Origin of the sequence: Cupriavidus necator, from assembly GCF_040578825.1 — a bacterium.
Taxonomy (GTDB): Bacteria; Pseudomonadota; Gammaproteobacteria; order Burkholderiales; family Burkholderiaceae; genus Cupriavidus; species Cupriavidus necator_E.
The window spans coordinates 1-23557 of the sequence record NZ_JBEFLI010000074.1 but is presented as its reverse complement, the minus strand read 5'-3'; the positions used below and the strand labels follow the sequence as shown (position 1 = coordinate 23557).

The 23557-nt window shown below is 69.3% G+C and carries 14 protein-coding genes and 1 pseudogene; 12 read left to right on the top strand and 3 right to left on the bottom strand.

Annotation, left to right across the window (positions count from 1 at the left end):
- The first annotated feature begins 101 nt into the window (after positions 1-101).
- The 4 genes from AB1I47_RS27645 (at position 102) to AB1I47_RS27630 (ending at position 10248) form a co-directional block, all read left to right on the top strand.
- Positions 102-6185, top strand: a complete 6084-nt coding sequence (locus AB1I47_RS27645; protein WP_354686890.1) for an alpha-2-macroglobulin family protein — start codon at positions 102-104, stop codon at positions 6183-6185.
- Positions 6182-6886, top strand: a complete 705-nt coding sequence (locus AB1I47_RS27640; protein ID WP_354686889.1) for a lysoplasmalogenase — start codon at positions 6182-6184, stop codon at positions 6884-6886. The genes AB1I47_RS27645 and AB1I47_RS27640 overlap by 4 nt, the downstream gene beginning before the upstream one ends.
- The gene (pbpC, locus tag AB1I47_RS27635) at positions 6883-9150 is read left to right on the top strand and encodes a penicillin-binding protein 1C (RefSeq protein WP_354686888.1); all 2268 of its coding nucleotides are present in this window, start codon (positions 6883-6885) and stop codon (positions 9148-9150) included. The genes AB1I47_RS27640 and pbpC overlap by 4 nt, the downstream gene beginning before the upstream one ends.
- A gap of 132 nt (positions 9151-9282) precedes the next feature.
- A complete protein-coding gene (locus AB1I47_RS27630) occupies positions 9283-10248 on the top strand; it encodes a delta(1)-pyrroline-2-carboxylate reductase family protein (RefSeq protein ID WP_354686887.1) in 966 nt (321 codons plus the stop codon).
- Here the strand turns inward: AB1I47_RS27630 and AB1I47_RS27625 are convergent.
- On the bottom strand, positions 10175-10858 hold the full coding sequence (locus AB1I47_RS27625) for a TetR/AcrR family transcriptional regulator (RefSeq protein WP_407935920.1): 684 nt from the start codon (positions 10856-10858) through the stop codon (positions 10175-10177). The genes AB1I47_RS27630 and AB1I47_RS27625 overlap by 74 nt on opposite strands.
- A gap of 181 nt (positions 10859-11039) precedes the next feature.
- Here AB1I47_RS27625 and AB1I47_RS27620 point away from each other — a divergent pair.
- A pseudogene (locus tag AB1I47_RS27620) lies at positions 11040-13017 on the top strand (alkyl/aryl-sulfatase).
- A 269-nt stretch (positions 13018-13286) separates the two neighbouring features.
- Positions 13287-14009, top strand: coding sequence for an OmpW/AlkL family protein (locus AB1I47_RS27615; RefSeq protein ID WP_354686885.1), 723 nt, complete (start codon positions 13287-13289; stop codon positions 14007-14009).
- 261 nt (positions 14010-14270) lie between these two features.
- On the opposite strand, the gene AB1I47_RS27610 is transcribed toward AB1I47_RS27615, so the two are convergent.
- Positions 14271-14471, bottom strand: coding sequence for a heavy-metal-associated domain-containing protein (locus AB1I47_RS27610; RefSeq protein ID WP_354686884.1), 201 nt, complete (start codon positions 14469-14471; stop codon positions 14271-14273).
- A 197-nt stretch (positions 14472-14668) separates the two neighbouring features.
- Here AB1I47_RS27610 and AB1I47_RS27605 point away from each other — a divergent pair, with 197 nt between their 5' ends.
- The 3 genes from AB1I47_RS27605 to AB1I47_RS27595 all read left to right on the top strand — a co-directional run bounded on the left by AB1I47_RS27605 (position 14669) and on the right by AB1I47_RS27595 (position 18653).
- On the top strand, positions 14669-17143 hold the full coding sequence (locus AB1I47_RS27605; protein ID WP_354686902.1) for a heavy metal translocating P-type ATPase: 2475 nt from the start codon (positions 14669-14671) through the stop codon (positions 17141-17143).
- Positions 17143-17598 carry a Cu(I)-responsive transcriptional regulator gene (gene cueR / locus AB1I47_RS27600; RefSeq protein ID WP_354686883.1) on the top strand — a complete coding sequence of 152 codons (456 nt, stop codon included), beginning with the start codon at positions 17143-17145 and terminating at the stop codon, positions 17596-17598. The genes AB1I47_RS27605 and cueR overlap by 1 nt, the downstream gene beginning before the upstream one ends.
- Positions 17599-17708: 110 nt before the next feature.
- Positions 17709-18653: an alpha/beta hydrolase gene (locus tag AB1I47_RS27595; RefSeq protein WP_354686882.1), complete on the top strand. Its 945-nt coding sequence runs from the start codon at positions 17709-17711 to the stop codon at positions 18651-18653.
- On the opposite strand, the gene AB1I47_RS27590 is transcribed toward AB1I47_RS27595, so the two are convergent.
- Positions 18650-19537, bottom strand: a complete 888-nt coding sequence (locus tag AB1I47_RS27590) for a LysR family transcriptional regulator (protein ID WP_354686881.1) — start codon at positions 19535-19537, stop codon at positions 18650-18652. The genes AB1I47_RS27595 and AB1I47_RS27590 overlap by 4 nt on opposite strands.
- Before the next feature lie 289 nt (positions 19538-19826).
- Here AB1I47_RS27590 and AB1I47_RS27585 point away from each other — a divergent pair, with 289 nt between their 5' ends.
- The 3 genes from AB1I47_RS27585 to AB1I47_RS27575 all read left to right on the top strand — a co-directional run.
- Positions 19827-21323, top strand: coding sequence for a CoA-acylating methylmalonate-semialdehyde dehydrogenase (locus tag AB1I47_RS27585; protein ID WP_354686901.1), 1497 nt, complete (start codon positions 19827-19829; stop codon positions 21321-21323).
- 45 nt (positions 21324-21368) lie between these two features.
- Positions 21369-23045 carry a GMC family oxidoreductase gene (locus AB1I47_RS27580; protein WP_354686880.1) on the top strand — a complete coding sequence of 559 codons (1677 nt, stop codon included), beginning with the start codon at positions 21369-21371 and terminating at the stop codon, positions 23043-23045.
- Between the two features lie 352 nt (positions 23046-23397).
- A partial coding sequence (locus AB1I47_RS27575) for an ATP-binding cassette domain-containing protein (RefSeq protein ID WP_354686900.1) occupies positions 23398-23557 on the top strand: 160 nt, incomplete at its 3' end.

The following is a 23557-nucleotide window of genomic DNA, read 5'->3' as shown; positions in this document are numbered from 1 at the left end:
TGTCCCGCGGCACGTTGCTCGATGCGTGCCGGTCTTGCGCTCCTGTGGCGTGCGTGTCACCCTCGCCGGGTGCCGCAAACGTGGCGGGAATGGAGGCAAGGATGAAGGGAATCGTCGCCCGAGCGGTTCGGGGCCTTGGCAGGATGCCGCAGCAACCGGGCGCGCGGCGCGCCGCAAGCGCGCTGGCACTGACGCTGGCGGCCGCGCTGGGAATCCTGGCGTGGACCGGCGCACAGGCCGCTCAGGTGACCCGCTTCTCCCCCGAAGGCACGGTCGGCCAGGTCAGGCAGGTGGCGATCCGCTTCGACGAGGCGATGGTGCCGATGGGCGACCTGCAGGCGAGCCCGCCGGCGACCGTTTCCTGCACCGGCGCCAGCACCGGCGGGCAGGCCCGCTGGATCGACGCGAAGAACTGGGTCTACGACTTCGCCAACGACTTGCCGCCTGGCGTGCGCTGCAGCGTGCGCATGCGCGCCGGCCTGCGCAGCGTGGTTGGCACCGCCTACGCCGGCAAGCCCGAATACCGCTTCGAGACCGGCGGCCCCACTGTAGTCGCGAGCCGCCCTTCGGGCGGCGAGATAGAGGAAGACCAGGTCTTTGCGCTGCGTTTCAACGGCGCCGCCACCGCGGCCTCGGTGCGCGAGCACGCCTGGTGCCAGGCGCAGGGGTTGGGCGAACGCATCCCGGTGCGCCTGCTGACCGGCAAGGAGCGCGAGTCCGTGCTCGACGCCATCCACTGGCAACGCATCGCCAGGGAGGCGCCCGACGCCGTGCACCTGCTCGCCTGCCAGCAGCGGCTGCGGGCGGCGGCGCGCGTGCAACTGGTGCTGGGCGCGGGCATCGCCACGGCGTCCGGCGTGGCCACGCGCGACGAGCGCCGCTTCGACTACACCGTGCGCGAGCCCTTTACCGCCAGCTTCAGCTGCGAGCGCGAGCATGCGCAATCGCCCTGCACGCCGCTGCGGCCGATGTCGGTCACCTTCTCGGCGTCGGTGCCGCGCAAGCAGGCCGAGCGCGTGGTGCTGAAGACCACCGCGGGCTCGCGCGCGCCGCAGTTCGACCCGGACCTGGCGCCGGATGCCAGCATCCACTCGCTGACCTTCGCCGCGCCGTTCGCCGAGAAGGCGCAGTTCACCATCGAGGTACCGAAGGACCTGAAGGACGACAGCGGCCGCACGCTGGCCAATGCCGACCTGTTCCCGCTGAAGGTCGCCACTGCGGCGATGCCGCCGCTGGCCAAGTTCGCCGCCGCGCCGTTCGGGGTGATCGAGCGCTTTGGCGAGCTGCCGCGCGCCAGGTCCGCTGCCGACTATCCCCCGCTGCTGCCGGTGACGCTGCGCAATGTCGAGGCCGATCTCGCCGTGCGTGGCGTGCAGGCGCGCGCCGGCACGGTGATGAAGCTGAAGCTGGACGATGACGCCGCGGTGATGCACTGGTTCGGGCTGGTGCGGCGCATGCATGAGGCCAGCTATACGCGCGCCGAGCTTGACGCCGTGCTGGCGGGGCGTTCGCCATATCGGGTCAGCAACCCGCGCAATGCGGTGTCGATCGAGACCCGCTCGGTGTCGCTGCTGGAGCGCGCGCAGGGCGTGCAGAAACTGGCCGTGCCCAAGCCGTCGGGCGATGCGCCGCGGCCGTTCGAGGTAGTCGGCATCCCGCTGCCGGAGCCCGGTTTCCATGTGGTCGAGATCGCTTCGCCGATGCTGGGCGAGGCGCTGCTCGGCAAGCGCGCCCCGATGTACGTGCGCACCGCGGCGCTGGTCACCAACCTGGGTGTGCATTTCAAGCTCGGCCGCAGCATGGGTAGTGACGACGACGGCAGCCGCAGCGGCGTGGCCTGGGTGACAACGCTGGACGACGGCAAGCCGGTGGCCGATGCCGCGGTGGCGGTGCGCGACTGCAGCGGGCGCCTGCTCGGCGAGGGCCGCACCGATGGCAGCGGCGTGGTGCGCTTTGCCAGGCTCGCCGCCGCGCCGGCGGACGCCTGCGACCAGAACGGGCTGTCGGGCTATTTCGTCTCGGCACGCATCGCCGCCGGACATCCGCGGGCGCGCGGCAAGGCGGACATGGCCTTCGTGATGTCGGACTGGAACCGCGGCATCGAAAGCTGGCGCTTCAATGTGCCGACCGATACCAGCAGCGCGCCCACGGTGCGCGCGCATACGATCTTCGACCGCACGCTGCTGCGCGCCGGCGAGACCGTGTCGATGAAGCACCTGATCCGCGCCGAGACCGCGCAGGGCTTCGCGCTGCCGCCGGCGAGCCGGCCGCTGCCCACGCGCGCAGTGATCCGCCATGAAGGCAGCGGCCAGACCTACGAGCTGCCGCTGCAATGGCGCCAGACCGCGACGGGCGGGCGCAGCGCGGAAAGCGCGTTCCAGGTGCCGCCGGCGGCAAAGCTGGGCGTCTATACCGTCGAGCTGGAAACGCAGAAAGCTGACGGTGCGAACGATGAAGGGGGCGCCCGCACGTACCAGAGCGGCAGCTTCCGCGTCGAGGCGTTCCGGCTGCCGGTGCTGGCCGGCACGCTGCAGGTCGCGGCCAAGCCGGGGGCGGTGATTGCGCCCGCCGAACTGCCGGTCGGTGTCGAGATCCACTATCTTTCCGGCGGCGGTGCGGCCGGGCTGCCGGTGCGTGTATCGGCGCTGCTGCGCGACAAGTCGGTCAGCTTCCCCGGCTATGACGAGTTCTCGTTCAACCCGCCGCGCCCGCAGCGCGAAAGCACCAGCGGCGACGAGGACACGGACCAGGACCAGCAAAGCGATGCTGTCGGCGACGGCCAGAAGCTGGTGGCGGACAAGCTGCCGGTCACGCTCGACAAGAACGGCAACGGCAGCGTCACGGTGAGCAATTTGCCGAAGACCGACGCACCGCGCGACCTGCTGCTCGAAGCCGGCTTTGCCGATCCCAACGGCGAGATCCAGACGCTGCGCCAGACTGTGCCGGTATGGCCGGCGGCGGTGGTGGCCGGCATCCGCACCGAAGGCTGGGTCTCGGTCAGGCAGAAGCTGGCCGTGCATGGCGTGGTGCTGGACGTCAACGGCAAGCCGGTGGCGGACGCGCCGGTCAAGGTCAGCGCGCGGGCGCGCATCACCACCTCGGCGCGCAAGCGCGTGGTCGGCGGCTTCTACCGCTATGACAACCGCAGCGAGACGCGCGACCTCGGTACCGTGTGCGAGACCCGCACCGATGCACAGGGCCGCGCGCGCTGCGAAGTGGCGCTGGACCAGGCCGGCCAGGTCGAGCTGGTGGCCAGCGCGCGCGACAAGGACGGGCGCACCGCGCAGGCCGCTTCGACGGTGTGGGTCACGCGCCAGGGCGAGCTGTGGTTCGGCGGCGAGAACCACGACCGCATCGACCTGCTGCCCGAGAAGAAGTCCTACGCGCCCGGCGACACCGCGGTGTTCCAGGTGCGCATGCCGTTCCGCCATGCCACCGCGCTGGTGGCGGTGGAGCGCGAAGGCATCTACCAGACCCAGGTGGTCGAGCTGCATGGCAGCGATCCCACCGTGCGCGTGCAGGTGAAGCCGGAGTGGGGACCCAACGTCTACGTGTCGGTGCTGGCGCTGCGCGGGCGCCTGCATGAAGTGCCGTGGTATTCGTTCTTCACCTGGGGCTGGCGCCAGCCGGGCGAATGGTGGCGCGCGTTCCGCAGCGAGGGCCGCGATTACGCCGCGCCGACGGCGCTGGTGGACCTGTCCAAGCCGGCGTTCCGGCTGGGCCTGGCCGAGATCCGCGTCGGCAACGCCGGCCACCGGCTCGATGTCACGGTAACGCCGGACAAGACCACCTACCCGGTGCGCGGCAAGGCGCGCGTGGCAATCCAGGTGAAACTGCCCGACGGCAAGCCCGCCGCCAACGGCGAAGTGGCGCTGGCCGCGGTGGACCAGGCACTGCTGGAGCTGATGCCCAACACAAGCTGGGACCTGCTCGACGCGATGCTGCAGCGGCGCGGCTATGGCGTGGAGACGTCGACCGCGCAGATGGAAATCATCGGGCGCCGCCACTATGGCCGTAAGGCCGTGCCCGCGGGCGGTGGCGGCGGCAAGAGCCCGACGCGCGAACTGTTCGACACGCTGCTGCTGTGGAATCCGCGCGTGCAGCTCGATGCCGAGGGCCGCGCCAGCCTGGAAGTGCCGCTCAACGATTCGCTGACCAGCTTCCGCATCGTCGCGGTGGCCGATCTTGGCGTGGGCCGCTTCGGCACCGGCAGCGCGACCATCGCCGCGACGCAGGACCTGCAGGTGATTTCCGGGCTGCCGCTGCTGGTGCGCGAGGACGACCGCTACCGTGCCATGTTCACGCTGCGCAATACCACCAGACGCGCGATGACCGTACAGGCAAGCGCGCGCGGCACGCTGCTTGCCAATGAAATCAGCCTGCCCGCGCAGACCGTGCAGATCCCCGCGGGCGAGGCGCGCGAGATCGGCTGGGACGTGACCGCGCCCGCGCTGCTGGCCTATTCGCGCAGCGGCACGGTGCAGTGGGAAGTGCAGGCGAGCGAGCAGGGCGGCGCAGGCGCAGCCGACCGCATCAAGGTGTCGCAGCAGATCGTCCCCGCCGTACCGGTGACCGTGCAGCAGGCCACGCTGGCGCAGGTGGCGCCGTCGCTGGCGGTGCCGGTCAAGGCGCCGCCGGGCGCGCTCACCGATCCGTCGGGCAAGCTGCGCGGCGGGCTGCAGGTGAACTTCCAGTCATCGCTGGCGGGCGGCATGCCGGGTGTGCGCGACTGGTTCCGCAACTATCCGTTCACCTGTCTGGAGCAGCGCGCATCGAAGGCCATTGGCCTGAACGACACAGCCGCGTGGGACGCGCTGATGATGCAGCTGCCGTCGTATCTCGATGCGAACGGACTGGCCTCGTACTTCCCGCTCAATGCCGACAGCGATTACGGCAGCGAGGTGCTGACCGCCTACCTGCTGGCGGTCACCGACGAGGCCGCGCGCGCCGGGCTGGCGCTGCGCATCCCCGACGCCCAGCGCGCGCAGATGGAGCGCGGCCTGACCGACTTTGTCGAGGGCCGCATCCGCCGCGACAGCTGGTCCCCGATCGGTGGCACGCAGTACCTGGAGGTGCGCAAGCTGGCCGCGCTCGAAGCGCTGTCGCGCACCGGCCATGCGCAGGCGCGCATGCTGGGCTCGATCCAGATCCTGCCGGCGCAATGGCCCACATCAGCGCTGCTCGACTGGGCCCTGCTGCTCACGCGCGTGCAGGACATCCCGCAGCGCGAGCAGCGCCTGGCCGAAGCGCAGCAACTCTTGCGCTCGCGCCTGACGGTGCAGGGCACGCGGCTGGCGTTCTCGACCGAGCGCAACGACGACTGGTGGTGGATGATGGCCGGCGGCGACACCAACGCCGCGCGCCTGCTGACGCTGGCCGCCGAACTGCCGGGCTGGAAGGAAGACGCGCCGCAGCTGGCCACCGGCCTGCTGGGCCGCCAGGTGCGTGGCGCGTGGGGCACCACCACCGCCAACGCATGGGGCATGCTGGCGGTGACGCGCTTTGCGCAGGTATTCGAGAAGACGCCGGTGGCGGGCAGCACGCGCGCGAGCGTCGGCAATGCTGCCGATGCGCCCCGCGCGTTCGACTGGGCGCGCGCGCAGCGCACCGGGGGCGTGGCGCAGGGCGGCGTCGACCTGCCGTGGCCGGACGGTGCTGACGGCGGCACGCTGCAGGTCGAGCATGCCGGCGCCGGCCAGCCGTGGGCCACGGTGCGGGCGATGGCGGCGGTGCCGGTGACCGCGCCGCTGGCGGCGGGCTATCGCATCCGGCGCACCGTGACGCCGCAGGAGCAGGCAGTGGCGGGCAAGTGGTCGCGCGGCGATGTGTACCGCGTCAAGCTGGAGGTCGATGCGCAAGCGGACATGACCTGGGTCGTGGTCAGCGATCCGGTGCCGGCGGGCGCCACCATTCTCGGCAGCGGCCTGGGCCGCGACTCGCAGATCGCCACGCGCGGCGAGCAGCGCAAGGGCGTGGCGTGGCCGGCCTATACCGAACGCACGCCGCAGGCCTATCGCGAGTACTTCGGCTACCTGCCCAAGGGCACGGTATCGGTCGAATACACCGTGCGGCTGAACAACGCCGGCGACTTCGCGCTGCCGCCCACGCGGGTGGAAGCGATGTACGCCCCCGATGTGTTCGGCGTGGCGCCCAATGCGCGGCTGGTGGTGGGGGCACGTCCATGAGCTGGCTGGCGCTGCGGATGCCGGCGCGCGTGCGCGAGTGGTGGCTCGCGGGGGCGATCGCCGGCGTGGTCTACGGCGCGCTGCTGATGCAGGTGGCGATGGAGCTGCCTGAAGGCGCGCCGCTGACCGGCCATATCGCGATGCAGCCGCTATGGAAGACCGCGATGGCGCTGCTGCTGGCACGTGCGGCGTGGTTCCACCGGCCGGTGCAGGAGCGGCGCTGGCTGGTGGCGGCGCTGGTGTTCTCGGCGATCGGTGACTTCCTGCTGGCGGTGCCGACCATGTCGCACTCGTTCATGGGCGGGCTCGGTGCCTTCCTGCTGGCACACCTGGCCTACCTGCGCCTGCTGGTGCCGCTGGCGGGCGATATGCGCCCGCACCGGCTGGTCGCGTGCGGCGTCATGCTGGGCGTGGCCGGCACCATGCTCGGCCGCTTCTGGCCGAACCTGGGCCCGCTGACGGTGCCGGTGGCGCTGTACGTGGGCGTGCTGGCGACGATGGTGTGCGCGGCGCTGCTGGCGCGGCTGCCCACGCCGCTGGCGGCGCTCGGTGCGCTGTGCTTTGCCGCGTCCGACCTGATGATCGGCGTCGCGCGCTTCCTGGTGCCGTTCGATACCTTCCAGCTCGGCATCTGGTGGACCTACGCCGCGGCGCAGGTGCTGCTGGTGGCGGGCATCGTGTCGGGGCGCTCGCAGCCATGAGGCCGCGCAGTCTGCGCATCGTGCTGTGGCTGGCGCTGGCGTGGACCGCGCCAGGGTCTGCGTCAACGTCGGCCTTGCCGTCGTTCGAGCAGGTCCGCACCGACTGGCGCAGCGCCGACGTGGTGGTGCTGGACCGCCATGGCGACACCGTGGGCCGCGTGCGCGATGACTTCCACGCGCGCCGCGGCGACTGGGTGGCGCTGGCCGATACCTCGCCGGCGCTGCGCACCGCCATCGTGCTGTCCGAGGACCGGCGCTTCTACGCGCACAGCGGCGTCGACTGGCAGGGCGTGGCCGCGGCTGCGTGGGCGAACCTGTGGAACACGCGCACGCGCGGCGCCTCGACGCTGACCATGCAGCTCGCGGGCCTGCTCGACGACGGCCTGCGCCGGCCGGGCAACGCAGGGCAGGGGCGCAGTTTCACACAGAAGCTGGGACAGGCCGCGGGCGCCGCGGCGCTGGAGCGCAACTGGAGCAAGGACCAGATCCTCGAGGCGTACCTGAACCTGGTGCCGTTTCGCGGCGAGCTGGTGGGCTTGTCGGCGATGTCGCAGGTGCTGTTCGGCAAGTATCCGGAAGGACTGAACGCGCGCGAGTCGGCGCTGGCGGTGGCGCTGGTGCGTGCACCCAATGACAGGGCCGCACAGGTGGCGCGCCGGGCCTGCGGCATCCTGCGCGAGATGCGGCTGCCGCGCGAATGCGACGGGCTGGAAGGCTTTGCCCAGCTCGCGCTGCTGCGCACCGGCCCGGTGGCGCAGCGCACGGCTGCGGCGCCATCGATGCCGTCGTCGGCATGGCCACAGCTCGCGCCGCACCTGTCGCGCCGCGTGGTTGCCGATACGCGGGCGCAGCTTGCGCCGGGCGCGCCGATGCCGGCACGGATCGCCTCCACTCTGGACGCCCGCCTGCAGCGCGCCGCCAGCGCCAGCCTCGACCGGCACCTGCGCGAACTGGCCGGACGTCATGTCGAGGACGGCGCGGTGGTGGTGATCGACAACGCCAGCGGCGACGTGCTGGCCTATGTGGGTTCGTCGGGCACGTTGTCGGCGGCGGCGCAGGTCGACCATGCGGCCGCGCTGCGGCAGGCTGGCTCGACGCTCAAGCCTTTCCTGTATGAGCAGGCGCTGGAGGAAAAGCGCCTGACCGCAGCCTCGCTGCTGGACGACCGGCCGGTGAACCTGCCGGTCGGCGGCGGGCTCTACGTGCCGCAGAACTATGACCACCGCTATGCCGGCTGGGTCAGCCTGCGCGCGGCGCTGGCCGCGTCGCTGAACGTGCCCGCGGTGCGCACGCTGGTGATGGTGACTCCGCACCGCTTTCACAAGCGGCTGGTGGCGCTGGGGCTGCCGCTGACGGAGGCCGGCGACTACTACGGTTACAGCCTGGCGCTGGGCAGCGCCGACGTGTCGCTGCTGGCGCTGACCAATGCCTACCGGGCGCTGGCTAATGCGGGACGCTATGCGCCGCCGCGGCTGCAGCAAGGCGCTCCGGCGCCGGCCCTGACGGCGGTGATGCAGCCGGCCGCCAGCTATGTGATCGCCGACATCCTGTCGGACCGCCATGCGCGTGCGCGCACCTTTGGTCTCGACAGCCCGCTGACCACGCGCTTCTGGACCGCCGTGAAGACCGGCACCAGCAAGGACATGCGCGACAACTGGTGCATCGGCTGGTCGCAGCGCTATACCGTGGGCGTATGGGTGGGCAATGCCAGCGGCGCGAGCATGCACGATGTGTCGGGCGTGTCCGGCGCGGCACCGGTGTGGCATGAGGTCATGGAAGCGCTGCACCGCACGCAGGCCAGCCGCGCCCCCGCCACGCCCGCCGGCGTGCAGCGCGTGGCGCTGACCTTTGACGACGGGCTGGAGCCCGCGCGCGACGAAGTCTTCCTGGCCGGCACCGCGATCACGCGCGTCAGCGTCAGCGCACCCGCCGCGCGCCCCAGTGCGCCGGTGATCGCCAATCCCGCCGACGGCACCGTGTTCGCGCTCGATCCCGACATGCCGCCGGCAGCGCAGCGCGTGTGGTTCCAGGCCGAGGGCGTGGCGGGGCAGGCCGCGCGCGCGGTGAGCTGGCGCATGGATGGCAAGCCGCTGGGGCGCGGCGGCGAGGTGGCGTGGTTGCCGTGGCCGGGGCGGCATCAGGTGGAGTTGCTCGATGCCGCCGGCAAGGTGGTGGACCGCATCGGCATCGAAGTGCGCGGCGCGTCGGTGCGTGCGCCCTCGGTCGCGCCTTCAGTCGCGCCCTCAGCTGCTTCCAGACGCTGAGGCGGGCGCGCGCGACTTCATGAAATCGACGAACACGCGCAGCTTGGGCGGCATCAGCACGCGGCCCGAGGGTGAGCGAAGGCACGCATGCGCAATAATGGCGCTTCGCCAACGTCTTGACGGAGTGTGCGCATGTCCCTGGTCCCCCTCGATGCCGCCAGCACCGCGGCACGGCTGCCTTATCCCGAACTGGCGCAAGCCATCGCCGACATGTTGGGCGAGCTGCGCGCCGGCACCGCGATGGCGCCGGCGCGCATGGCGTTGGCCGTGGGCGATGCCGAAGGGGGCGAAGGCATGCTGCTGGTGATGCCGGCGCGCAACCGCAGCCTGGTCATGACCAAGAACATTACCGTCCATGCCGGCAACCCGCAGCGGGGGCTGCCCGCCATCCTCGGCGAAGTGGTGGTGGCCGATGCGCATACCGGTGAGCGGCTGGCGATGCTCGACGGTCCCACCGTGACCGGGCGGCGCACCGCGGCGGTGTCGCTGCTGGCGGCGCAGCGCTTTGCCGCGCAGCCGCAGGGAGAGTTGCTGATCGTCGGCGCCGGGGTGCAGGCGTTGACGCACCTGGAAGCCTTCGCCGAGGGGCTGGGCGTGCGCAAGGTCTGGCTGCATTCGCGCACGCGCGACAAGGCCGAGGCGCTGGCCGCGCACGCGCGCACGCTGGGCCTGGAAGCGGATGTCACCGATGCGGTCGAGACGGTGCTGCCGCGCGTGTCGATGGTGGTGACGGTGACATCGAGCCGCACGCCGGTGCTGCCCGACCTTGACAGCGGCCTCTGGCGCGACCATCACTTCATTGCGGCGGTCGGCGCCTTCCGGCCCGATATGTGCGAACTGCCGCCCGCGCTGTGCCATGCCGCCGCGGACCACGGCCGGCTGCTGGCCGATACGCTGTTCGGCATCGAGGACGAAGCGGGCGACCTGCTGCAGGCCGGCATCGACTGGGCCACGGTGCAGCCGTTCGAGGCCGCGATCCTGCAGGCCGACGCGATCCGCGCCCGCGCCGGCAGCCCGCTGGTGTTCAAGAGCGTCGGTTATGCGCTGTGGGATCTGGCGGCCTGTGTGTTGGTGTCCAGGACTCTAGCCACCCGCTGAACACTTCGCGCGCCGGGGCCAGGAAGCTGGCCATCGGCTCGCTGCGGTCGCTGGCGTACCAGTGGCAGTAGCAGCCGTGGATGGTCGCCACCATCAGCCGCGCCATCGCCGCCGGCAGCGGCTGGCCCGGCTCCGACAGCGCCTCGGCCAGCGCTGACACGTGCGCGTCCCAGGTGCGGCGGATTTCCTCGCGCACGCTGGCGGGCACGCTGCCTGAGAACAGCAGCGCCAGCACCACGCCCTTGGCCTCCGGGCTGGTGGAGAAATAGTCCGCCACCTCGTCGAACACACCTTCCAGCCGCTGCGCCGGCGTCTTTCCCGCATGCCGCTGCGGATCGAGCTCCTGCCCGAACTCGCGGAACAGGCTGGTCGCGGCTTCCGCCAGCAACATCTCCTTGCTGCCGAAATGCCATAGCAAGCTGCTCTTGGCGACCCCGGCCGCCGCCGAAATCTGGTCCAGGGTCACTTCAGCGTAGCCCTGGGTGCCTATCAGTTGCCGGGTCACCGCCAGTACGCGCTCGCGTGTCTCCAGGCCGCGCCGGTTCTTGGCGGCCGTTGGCGTGGGCATATCAGGGTCTGCGGCCTGCGGGGCCGGTCGGGGCAAGGGCATGGAGGTTCCGGGGCGAAGGATGGAGTGGCAAGCGTGCCTGAATGCGAATTTTCCGGCCACTGCGCATTTGACAGGCATCAGCGCGTGACCGCAAACTCCACGGAATTGTACTGAACGTTCAGCACAATTAATAATGACCGGCGGTGCTTGCGCCGTCCGACGCTATCCAGGAGACCCACACATGCCGTACCCGACCGCCATTGCCGCGGCCGCGACCGCGCTGGCCGCCGCCATCAGCCTCGCCGGGCCAGCCGTCGCTGCACCCACGCCCGCCAATCCCGCTACCGAGGCCACCGCCCGCGCGCAAGCGGCGGTGCTGCAGCAGCTAACCGTTCAAGGACCGGCGCGCCTTCGAGGACGCGCGCCGCGGCTTTATCGGCACCATTGACAGCGGCGAGATCCGCGATGCGCAGGGCAACGTGGTGTGGTCGCTCAAGCCCTACGGATTCCTGAGCGAAGCCAACGCGCCGGCCACGGTCAATCCCAGCCTGTGGCGGCAGGCCCGGCTCAATATGCAGAACGGGCTGTTCCAGGTGACGGAGCGGATCTACCAGGTCCGCGGCTTCGATATCTCCAACATGACGATCATCGAGGGCGACACGGGCCTGGTCCTGATCGATCCGCTGACCGCGATGGAAACCGCGCGCACCGCGCTGGACCTGTACTACAAGCACCGGCTGCGCAAGCCGGTGGTGGCGGTGATCTATACCCACAGCCATGCCGACCATTTCGGCGGAGTGAGGGGCGTGATCAGCGAGGACGACGTCAAGGCCGGCCGCGTCAAGGTGCTGGCGCCGGAAGGTTTCATGGAAGAGGCCGTCAGCGAGAACGTGTATGCCGGCAACGCCATGAGCCGGCGCGCGCAGTACATGTACGGCTTCAACCTGCCGCGCTCGGTCACCGCGCAGGTGGACGCGGGCCTGGGCAAGGCCATCGCGCACGGCACCCTCACGCTGATCCCGCCGACCGACCTGATCGCCAGGACCGGCGAGACCCGCACCATCGACGGCGTGCAGATCGAATTCCTGATGGCGCCCGGCACCGAGGCCCCGGCCGAGATGCTGATGTACTTCCCGCAGTGGAAGGCGCTGTGCACCGCCGAAGATGCCACCCACAACCTGCATAACCTCTACACCATCCGCGGCGCGCCGGTGCGCGATGCCAACCAGTGGTGGCGCGCGCTGGACCAGACCATCGACCGCTTCGGCAGCCGCACCGACGTGCTGTTCGCGCAGCACCACTGGCCGACCTGGGGCCGCGACAATATCGTCACCTACCTGGGCAAGCAGCGCGACGGCTACAAGTACATCCACGACCAGTCACTGCGGCTGGCCAACCTGGGCTACGTACCGACCGAGATCGCCGAGCGCGTCAGGCTGCCGCCGTCGCTGGCTTCCGAATGGCACCTGCGCGACTACTACGGCACGGTCAATCACAACGCCAAGGCGGTGTACCAGCGCTACCTGGGCTGGTATGACGCCAACCCGGCCAACCTGAATCCGCTGCCGCCGGAAGACGCGGGCAAGCGCTACGTCGAGTTCATGGGCGGCGCGGCGCGCGTGCTGGAGCAGGCGCGTGCCGCCTATGCGCGCGGCGAGTACCGCTGGGTGGCCGAGGTGGTCAAGCACGTGGTCTTCGCCGATCCGTCCAACCAGGCCGCACGCCGGCTGGAGGCGGATGCGCTCGAGCAACTGGGCTACCAGACCGAATCGGCAACCTGGCGCAACGCCTACCTGACCGGCGCCGCCGAACTGCGCGATGGCCCGCCCAAGGCCGGGCGCCGCACCGCCAGCCCCGACGTGCTGCGCGCCATGACCGACACCATGTTCCTTGACTACCTGGCGATCAGCCTGAACGGCGACCGCGCCGCGGGCAAGACGCTGGCGCTCAACTGGTTGCAGCCGGACACCGGCAAGCGCCATGCGCTGACCGTTGAGAACGGCGTGTTCCGCTACAAGGCGAACGCCGAGCACGCCGCACCGCAGGCCACGCTGACCATGCCGCGCGCGGTGCTGGCCGGCGTGCTGGCCGGGCAGACCACGCTGCAGGCCGAAACCCAGGGCGGTCGAGCACGCATTGACGGCGACCCCCAGGCGCTCGGCACCTGGGCGGCGCTGATGGACAGGTTCGAGCCGAACTTTGGCGTGGTGACGCCCTGATGGCATGGCGATGCAACAGGTGCGCGGTCGCTATTGCACGACAGCTCCATAAAACCTCGTAAATGCGTGGGTTTTTTCCGGCGAGCGAGATAACCGTTGCGCCGGCGCTGCGCAAAACCGGCCCTCAGGCCGGTTTTTCCTGGTTTTCTTAGTGGTTAACCCTTTCTTTAGGGGCATGCCTCTATGAATCCGTATCGTCGGTGAAACAGTCTCGCTACGGTAAGTCGGATAATGCATGCCGCAGTAACCGAATGAGGAGTAAGAGGACTATGAAATCGACTAATAAGAAGATGCTGGTGGCTGGCGCCGTCATGGCACTGGCGGGCGCCGCCCAGGCACAGTCCGCCGGCAGCAATATCGTCAGCATGGGCTGGTTCCGCGTGATGCCGAACAGCTCCGCCGATCCGCTTACGGTCGACAGCATCAACGGCCGCCCGGTGGGTATCACCCGCCCGAACACCGGCGCCGAGATCGAAGCCGCCGATACGCTGGGCCTGGCCTTTTCGCATTACATTACCGATAACATCTCGGCCGAAATCGTCGCCGGCATTCCGCCCAAGCATGACGTCAAGGGCACCGGCAACTATGCCCAATACGGCAAGCTGGGTTCGGTCAAGCAGTGGAGCCCGGCGGTGGTGGTCAAGTATCACTTCTTTGATGCCAAGACCAAATTCCGCCCCTACGTTGGCATCGGCGTGAACTACACGTGGTTCACCGATGAAACCATTACCAACCAGAACTTCGTCAACCGCGAGTTCGTGCCCGGCGCGCGCATGACCGCCAGCGCCAAGCCGTCGTGGAACCCGGTGTTCAATATCGGCGCCAACTACGCCATCAACGACAACTGGTTCGTGGGACTGTCAGTGTCATATGTGCCGCTGTCGACGCGCGCGTCGTTCACCACCCAGGCGGGTCCGGTCACGATCCAGTCGCACACCAAGATCAAGATCGATCCGGTGGTGACGTTCCTGAACGTCGGGTATCGGTTCTGAGTGGGCTGATAGTGCGGAAAATGGGCACCCCGGGGGCGCCAATTTTTATTGCTGCCGCCGCGGACGATGATGGGTGGGGGTGAGGGCAGGAGGGTCAAAGGCTGACGCCCGTGGGTTAAAACCGTTGGCCCCACTTGATGTGGTTCCTGGCTAAACCCCCTCACCCCAACCCTCTCCCCCTGAGCGCCCTGAGGGGAGAGGGAGAACACTTTGCTCAGGCGAGTTCCGGCGGCTTTGGTGCACCCAAAACCGTCGGCCCAGTTAACTCACCGACTTCACCGGATACCCCGCTTCCTCGATCGCCAGCCGCAGCGCCTGCGCATCGGCACCGCTTTCAACGCGCACCGCCTGCGTTGGCACATCGGCGGACACGCGCGCGCTCGGGTCGACCGCCTGCACGGCGCGCGTAATAGCGCCCACGCAGTGGTTGCACGACATGCCTTCGACCTGGAACTGGATCATGGTGAAAAACCTCCTGACGGGATGGAACTGGCGGCAATGCGCCGCGACAGATGTAGTGTGAACCTTCCCATGGTGGGAAGCGCAAGCCAATTTACATGGAGACGAAAGTGGCGTTGGCGGCATGGTATCCGGCCTTGACCTTCCTATGATGGTAAGGTCCATCATGCCCACATCGAGACTGATGGATGACCCAGACCATGCCAGGTTCCAGCGCTGTCCTTTCTTCCCAACCCGTACCCTTGGCTGACGATGCGCCCGAATGGCGGCTGCCGGTCGAGGGCATGACCTGCGCCTCGTGCGTGCGCCGCGTCGAGACCGCGCTGGCGCGCGTGCCGGGCGTGCGCGACGTGGCCGTCAACCTGGCTACCGAGGCGGCCACGCTGCGTGCCGATTCCGGCGCGGTGCTGCCCGCTGCGGCGCGTGCGGTGGCCGATGCCGGCTATGCCGTGCCGCAGGACACCCTCGAATTCGATATCGCCGACATGACCTGCGCTTCATGCGTGGCGCGTGTGGAAAAGGCGCTGCGGGCGGTGCCGGGCGTGATCGAAGCGCAGGTCAACCTGGCAAGGGAACGCGCCAGCGTGACCGTGCTGCGCGGTGCGGCCGAGCAGACGGCACTCGTCGCTGCGATCACGCGCGCAGGCTACGGCGCCACGCCGGTCACCGAAGCCGCTCCCCAGGCGGCACTGGGCGCACAAGCTACCCCGTTCTGGGACGGGGCGTGGCCGGTGGGGATTTCGGCGGTGCTGTCGCTGCCGCTGATCGCGCCGATGGCGCTGGACTGGTTCGGCGTGCACTGGATGCTGCCCGCGTGGGTGCAGTGGCTGCTGGCCACGCCGGTGCAGTTCGTGTTCGGCTGGCGCTTCTACAAGGCGGGCTACAAGGCGGTGCGTGCCGGCGCCGGCAATATGGACCTGCTGGTGGCGCTGGGCACCACCGCGGCCTACGGGCTGTCGCTGTGGCTGATGTGGCGCACGCCCGCCGACGCCATGCCGCACCTGTATTTCGAGAGCGCAGCGGTGGTGATCACGCTGGTGCGCCTAGGCAAGTGGCTGGAGACGCGCGCCAAGCGCCAGACCGCCGCTGCCATCCGCGCGCTGGCAGCGTTGCGGCCCGACACCGCGCGCGTGCGCCGCGGTGGCCAGGAGCAGAGCGTGCCGCTGGCGTCGGTACGCGTGGGCGACGAGGTGGTGGTGCGCCCCGGCGAGCGCATTCCGGTCGATGCCGAGGTGATCGAAGGCAACAGCCACGCCGACGAGTCGATGCTGACCGGCGAAAGCGTGCCGGTGCCCAAGCAGCCCGGCGACCGCATCACCGGCGGCGCCATCAACTTCGAGGGGCCGCTGGTAGCGCGCACCGTGGCGGTGGGCACGGAAACCGTGCTGGCACGCATCATCCGCATGGTCGAGCACGCACAGGCGGCCAAGGCGCCGATCCAGCGCATGGTCGACCAGGTCAGCGCGGTCTTTGTACCGGTGGTGCTGGGCATCGGGCTGGTGACGGTGCTGGGGTGGGGGCTGTTTGCCGGTGACTGGGAAGCGGCGCTGCTCAACGCCGTGGCGGTGCTGGTGATTGCGTGCCCGTGCGCACTGGGGCTGGCGACGCCGACGGCGATCATGGCCGGCACCGGCGCCGGCGCGCGTGCCGGCATCCTGATCAAGGACGCCGAGGCGCTGGAGATCGCCCATCGCGTCAGCGTGGTCGCGTTCGACAAGACCGGCACGCTGACGGTCGGCAAGCCCGAGGTGGTGGCGCTGCATGCCGCCGACCCCGCTGATGCCGAAGGCAAAGCGCTGCTGGCGCGGATGGCCGCATTGCAGGCCGGCAGCGAACATCCGCTGGCGCGCGCGGTGCTGGCCTCGGCGCAGGAGCACGGCATTGCCGTGCCGCAGGCTACCGAGGTGCAGGCGCTGCCGGGCCGCGGCATCGCCGGTGTGGTCGATGGCATTCAGCTGCAGCTCGGCAGCGAACGGCTGCGCGAAGCGCTGGGTGCAGAGGCGGGTACGCTGGGGCCTGTGGCAGACAAGCTGCGCGAGCAAGGGCGCACCGTGTCGTGGCTGATCACCCCCACGCCGCCGCGCGTGCTCGGCCTGGTGGCATTTGGCGACGCGATCAAGCCGGGCGCGCCGGCGGCCATTGCACGGCTGCGCGCCGCCGGCGTGCGCACCGTGATGCTGACCGGGGACAACGCCGGCGCCGCGGCGCGCGTGGCACAGGCGCTCGGGCTTGACGATGTGCAGGCGGAAGTGCTGCCGCAGGACAAGGCCGCGCGCGTGCAGGCGCTGGGGCAGGGCGGCGCGGTGGTGGCGATGGTGGGCGATGGCATCAACGACGCGCCGGCGCTGGCGGCGGCTGACGTGGGCATCGCCATGTCGACCGGCACCGATGTGGCCATGCACGCCGCCGGCATCACGCTGATGCGCGGCGACCCGGCACTGGTGGCCGATGCGCTGGCGGTCTCGCACCGCACTGTGCGCAAGATCCGGCAGAACCTGTTCTGGGCCTTTTTCTACAACGTGGTGGGCATTCCGCTGGCGGCGGCCGGGTTGCTGAACCCGGTGGTGGCGGGCGCGGCGATGGCGTTTTCCAGCGTCAGCGTGGTCAGTAATGCGCTGTGGCTGCGCCGCTGGCGCCCGCATGCCGGCACCGCCACGGCGCAAGGAGGTGAGTGATGAATATCGGCGAAGCGGCACAGGCCTCGGGCGTGTCGGCCAAGATGATCCGGCACTACGAGTCGGTCGGGCTGGTGGAGCCGCCGCCGCGTACCGAAGGCGGCTATCGGCGCTATGACGAACGCGCGGTGCACACCTTGCGCTTCGTGCGGCGGGCCCGTAATCTGGGATTCTCGCTCGACGAGATCCGCGACCTGTTGTCGCTGTGGCGCGACCGCAGCCGCGCCAGCGCAGACGTGAAGGCGCTGACGCTGCGGCATGTGGCCGACCTCGAGCAGCGCATTGCCGAGCTGGCCGCGATGCGCGACACGCTGCGCGATCTGGCGCAGCACTGCAACGGCGACGAGCGGCCGGATTGCCCGATCCTGGCGGATTTTGCCGAGTTGGCCGATGTGGCCCGGGCGGAAGATGCCGCGCTGCCTCGGGCGCTCGACCGGGCTACCTGCCACGGCTGATCCGCCGCGCGGCGCAACGCAACAGAACAAGCAACAACAACGGCGCCGGTGCAAGCGCTCCGGGCGGCAGGAGATTTGTGCGAATGGATAACCCCGTGACGGATCACCCCATGACGGACAACCCGGCGAACTCACCTGCTGCCGCTGGCGCCCCGGCCAGCGCGCCCGCCGCGCGCGCCGGCCTTGATGCCGGCCCGCATGCCCCGGTGCAGACCCGCCAGCGCATGCGCGACGGCACCGAGCTGCTGCTGCGTACCTGGCAGCCCGATCCGGCGCGCTTTGCCGAACCGCTCGGTTCGGTACTGCTGGTGCACGGGCTTGCCGAACACGCCGGCCGCTACCAGCACGTGGCCGACCTGCTGTGCGGGCTGGGCCTGCGCGTGCGCGCGCACGACCTGCGCGGCCACGGCGACAGCGGCGGCGCGCGCATGGTGGCCGACCATCCCGATGCCTATCTGGACGACCTCGCCGAGATCTATGACGCCGCGTTGCGTAGCTGGAAGGAGCTGCCGATCCTGCTCGGCCACAGCATGGGTGGGTTGATCGCGGCGCGCTTTGCCACCGCGCGCGTGCGGCCGGTGCGCGCACTGGTACTGTCTTCGCCCGCGCTGGCATTGCGGCTGTCCCCGGCGGCGCTGACCGTTCACCGCCTGCTGCTGGCACTGGCGCCACGGCTGCGCGTGCCCAACCCGATCGATGCGCGCCAGTTGTCGCACGATCCCGCGGTGGTGGCCGCGTACCGCGCCGATCCGCTGGTGCAGACCACCATCACTGCCAGCCTGCTGGAGAGCTTTATCCGCGGCATGGCACAGGCGCAGGCCGATGCCGCGCTGCTCGAGGCGCCGATGCTGATGCTGGTTGGCGGTGCCGACCGCGTGGTGGATCCGTCAGGCAGCCGCACGTTCTTCGACAACGCGCCGCCCGAACTGCGCGACGAGGTCTGGTTCGAGCAGGGCTACCACGAGATCTTCAACGAAGCGCAGCCGCTGCGCGGTGAAGTGTTCGAGGCGCTGGCCGGCTGGCTGCAGCGGCACCTGCAGCCGGTGCAGCACTAGGTGCGGAACACGGACTGGGCCACGCCGAACACCGCCGCCACCACCGGGTCGTCGCGGCGCGTGGCCAGGCATACCAGCGTCAGCTCGGTCGGCACCGACATCCCTTCGACGATCACCAGCCCGTGCGCATGCGACTCGCGCAGCGCGATCGAGTCACGCACCAGTGACAGGCCCACGCCCGAGCGAACCAGGTCGAGCATCGATGCTTCCTGGTCAACATGCGCCACCTTGGGCACGATAGCCACGTCGACGCCAGCCTGCGCGAAGCGCGCCGACAGCAGCCGGTGGTGCGCGGATTCGGCCGGCGTCCAGATCCACGGCAGCGTTGCCAGTTGCGCCCACGAGCGCAGCGCGGTGCGCTCCTTCCAGCCCTTGGGCGCCAGCACGTAATACGAGAACGGCGTCAGCGTCAGCGCATGGAAGCCCGCATCGGGCGGCTGGCCCAGATAGAAGCCGACGTCGAGCGCGCCGCTGCGTACCTGCTGCAGCACCCAGCCCGACATGCCGTGGCGCAGTTCGGTCTCGATTTGCGGATGGCGTTCCACCAGCGTGCGCAGCATCGGTCCCAGCCGCGTGAATTCCGGATCGAGGATGGTGCCGATCGCCAGCCGGCCGCGCACCGTGTGGTGCATCGCGCTGACGGTGTGCTGCAGGTCGCCCACGCCATCGAGGATGCGTTCCGCCAGTGGCAGCAGCGCGGCGCCGTCGGGCGTCAGCGTCAGGCCCGCGGCGGTGCGCTCGAACAGCTTGATGCGCCAGGCTGACTGCAACGCCTTGAGCTGCAGGCTGACCGCGGGCTGCGTCAGGTGCAGCCGCTGCGCGGCGCGGGTGAGGTTGCCTTCGCGCGCGACGGCGACGAAGGCACGCAGGTGGTGGAGGTCCAAGAGCAGGCTTAAGCTGGTAGGGGGCGCAGTGGAGGCAGCCGTGGTGCGGCGCAATATTTTGCGCGGCTTATATTGCGATTGACGATAAATCATTGGACGGGGCCGCGCAACTGCACCAAGCTTGCGCTCATCACGGCCCGCCGCGCCTTGTGCGGCGTGGGAGCGCCCGCAGCCGGCACCGCGCCGCAGCCATTGGCGGCGTCTTCATCGGACGCAAAGATCCGCTTGCCACACCAGACCAGGTATTCGAGGAGCGAAAGTGGAAGACATCCTTGCAGAAGCCAGCACGGTGCAGGCCGTCGTCGGGCATTGCATCGCAGGCCGGCAGACGCGCGGCGTCTCGCAGCGTTTTGCCGATATCTATAACCCCGCGACCGGCGAAGTCGCCGCGCGCGTGGCGCTGGCCAGCGCGCAGGACGTGGGCGACGCCGTCGCCGCCGCACGGGCCGCGTTCCCGGCATGGTCCGAAACGCCGCCGCTGCGCCGCGCGCGCATCCTGTTCAAGTTCAAGGAACTGCTGGACCAGCATCATGACGACCTGGCCGCGCTGATCACGCGCGAGCATGGCAAGGTGTTCTCCGATGCGAAGGGCGAAGTCACGCGCGGCATCGAGGTGGTGGAGTTCGCCTGCGGCATTCCCAACCTGCTCAAGACCGATTTCACCGACAACATCGGCGGCGGCATCGACAACTGGAACCTGCGCCAGCCGCTGGGCGTGGTGGCCGGCATCACGCCCTTCAACTTCCCGGTGATGGTGCCGATGTGGATGTTCCCGATGGCAATCGCCTGCGGCAATACCTTCGTGCTGAAGCCATCGGAGCGCGATCCTTCGCCGAGCCTGCTGATCGCCGACCTGCTGCGCCAGGCCGGCCTGCCCGATGGCGTGTTCAACGTCGTGCAGGGCGATAAGGAAGCAGTCGATGCGCTGCTGGCGCATCCGGATGTGCAGGCGCTGTCGTTCGTCGGCTCGACGCCGATTGCGGAATACATCTATACGGAAGGCACGAAGCATGGCAAGCGCGTGCAGGCGCTGGGCGGTGCCAAGAACCACCTGGTGGTGATGCCCGATGCCGATCTCGACCAGGCGGTCGATGCGCTGATCGGTGCGGCTTATGGTTCGGCCGGCGAGCGCTGCATGGCGATCTCGGTCGCGGTGGCCGTTGGCGATGTGGCCGACAAGCTGGTCCCGCGCCTCGCCGAACGCGCGCGTTCGCTGAAGATCCGCAACGGCATGGAAGCGGACGCCGAAATGGGTCCGCTGGTGACCCCTGCGCACAAGGCCAAGGTGGAGGGCTATATCGCCAAGGGTGTGGAAGAGGGCGCGACACTGGTCACCGATGGCCGCGGCCATACCGTGGAAGGCCATGAGAACGGCTTTTATGTCGGCGGCACGCTGTTCGACCACGTCAGGCCCGACATGACGATCTACAAGGAAGAGATCTTCGGCCCGGTGCTGTCGGTGGTGCGCGTGCATGACTTTGCCGAAGCGGTGGCGCTGATCAATGCGCACGAGTACGGCAACGGCGTCTCGTGCTACACCAGCGACGGCGGCATTGCGCGCGCGTTTGCGCGGCAGATCCAGATCGGCATGGTCGGCATCAATGTGCCGATCCCGGTGCCGATGGCATGGCATTCGTTCGGCGGCTGGAAGCGCTCGCTGTTCGGTGACCATCACGCTTACGGCGAAGAGGGCGTGCGCTTCTATACGCGCTACAAGAGCGTGATGCAGCGCTGGCCGGATTCGATCGCCAAGGGGGCGGAGTTCACGATGCCTGTCGCGAAGTAAGCTGCAGTCCTGAACACCCATCACATCCCCATAACCAGAAGAGCCATGGAGACATTCGACTACATCATCGTGGGCGCCGGCTCGGCCGGCTGCGTGCTGGCGAACCGCCTGACGCAGGACCCGGACGTTAACGTGCTGCTGCTTGAAGCCGGCGGCAAGGATGACTACCACTGGATCCATATCCCGGTCGGCTACCTGTATTGCATCGGCAATCCGCGCACCGACTGGCTCTATCGCACCGAGGCCGAAGCCGGGCTGAACGGCCGCTCGCTTGGCTATCCGCGCGGGCGCGTGCTGGGCGGCTGCTCGTCCATCAACGGCATGATCTATATGCGCGGCCAGCGCGAGGACTATGACGAATGGGCGCGCCTGGCCGGCGACGAGGGCTGGCGCTGGGACAACGTGCTGCCGCTGTTCAAGCGCAGCGAGGACCATCACCGCGGCCCGAGCGAATTCCATGGCGCCGGCGGCGAATGGCGGGTGGAAGCGCAGCGGCTGCGCTGGGACATCCTCGAGCGCTTTGCCGATGCGGCCGAGCAGGCGGGGATTCCGCGCACCGACGATTTCAACCGCGGCGACAATTTCGGCGTCGGCTATTTCGAAGTGAACCAGCGCCGCGGCATTCGCTGGAATACGGCCAAGGCTTTCCTGCGGCGCGCTTCGGAGCGGCCTAACCTGACCATCGTTACCGGTGCGCAGGTCAGTGCGCTGACCTTCGACGGGCGCCGCTGCACCGGCGTCAACTATGTCGGCGGCGGACAGCCGCATACTGCTGGCGCTGCGCATGAGGTAATCCTGGCCGCGGGCGCGGTCAATTCGCCGCAGCTGCTGGAGCTGTCCGGCATCGGCCAGGCCGAGCGCCTGCGTGCGCTGGGTATCGCGGTGCGTCATGCGCTGCCGGGCGTGGGCGAGAACCTGCAGGACCATCTGCAACTGCGCACCGTGGTCAAGGTCAACGGCGTGCGCACGCTCAATACGCGCGCCGCCAGCCTGTGGGGCAAGTGCTGCATCGGCGTGCAATACGCGCTCAACCAGAGCGGGCCGATGAGCATGGCGCCGTCGCAGCTCGGCGCGTTTGCGCGCTCCGACCCGACGCAGGCGCGGCCCAATATCGAGTACCACGTGCAGCCGCTGTCGCTGGACAAGTTCGGCGATCCGCTGCACGCGTTCAACGCCTTTACCGCCAGCGCCTGCAACCTGCGGCCCACTTCGCGCGGCAGCGTGCATATCGGCAGCGCCGACTACCGCCAGGCGCCGGCGATTGCCCCCAACTACCTGTCGACCGACGCAGACCGGCGCGTCGCGGCGGATTCGATCCGGCTGACGCGCCGCATCGTGGCTTCGCCCGCGCTGGCGCCTTATCAGCCCGAGGAATGGTTGCCGGGCCCGGCGTTCCAGACCGACGAGGAACTGGCCGAAGCCGCCGGCAATATCGGCACCACCATCTTCCATCCGGTGGGCACCTGCAAGATGGGACGTGCCGATGACCCGATGGCGGTGGTCGATCACCGCCTGCGCGTGCTGGGTATCGAGGGGTTGCGCGTGGTCGACGCTTCGGTGATGCCGCTGATCACGTCGGGCAACACCAACTCGCCGACCATCATGATCGCGGAGCGGGCCAGCGACATGATCCGCGAGGACCGCCGGCAGGGCAGGGCCGTGACGGAGGTGGTCACGCAAGCCGCGCCGGCGGCGACGACAGCGACGACGGCCGGCGTGTAACAAGGGGGCTGCCCCACGCCTGTGGGGTATGTGTAACCAAGTGGCGCCCACTGCTCATGTACGCTTTCAAAAAAACTGACACTTGGTTCATGTTTCATAGTGCAAACCCCGATGTTTTGCGATGCAACAGGCGCACACAATAGACGCCGCAACAGGGTGCGGCGACAGCACATGGAAGCCGTCGCCACGCACCGGCGGGAGCCGCCCCGCGCCAATATAAAAAGTCCGCAGGAACGGCCGCAACCACGGCCGGCCTGACGGAAAAGCGCGGCAACAAGGGCCTACCAGGCCGGTTCGGACCATTGTCAGTGCCGGGCATCACCCCGGCGTCACGCGAGGACGGGCAGGAGACATGAACCAGCAGGAAACCATCCTGGAAACGCGGAACCTCACCAAAGAGTTCAAGGGGTTCACGGCGGTGAGCGACGTCAACCTGCAGGTGCGCCGCGGGTCGATCCATGCATTGATCGGCCCCAACGGCGCGGGCAAGACCACTTGCTTCAACCTGCTCA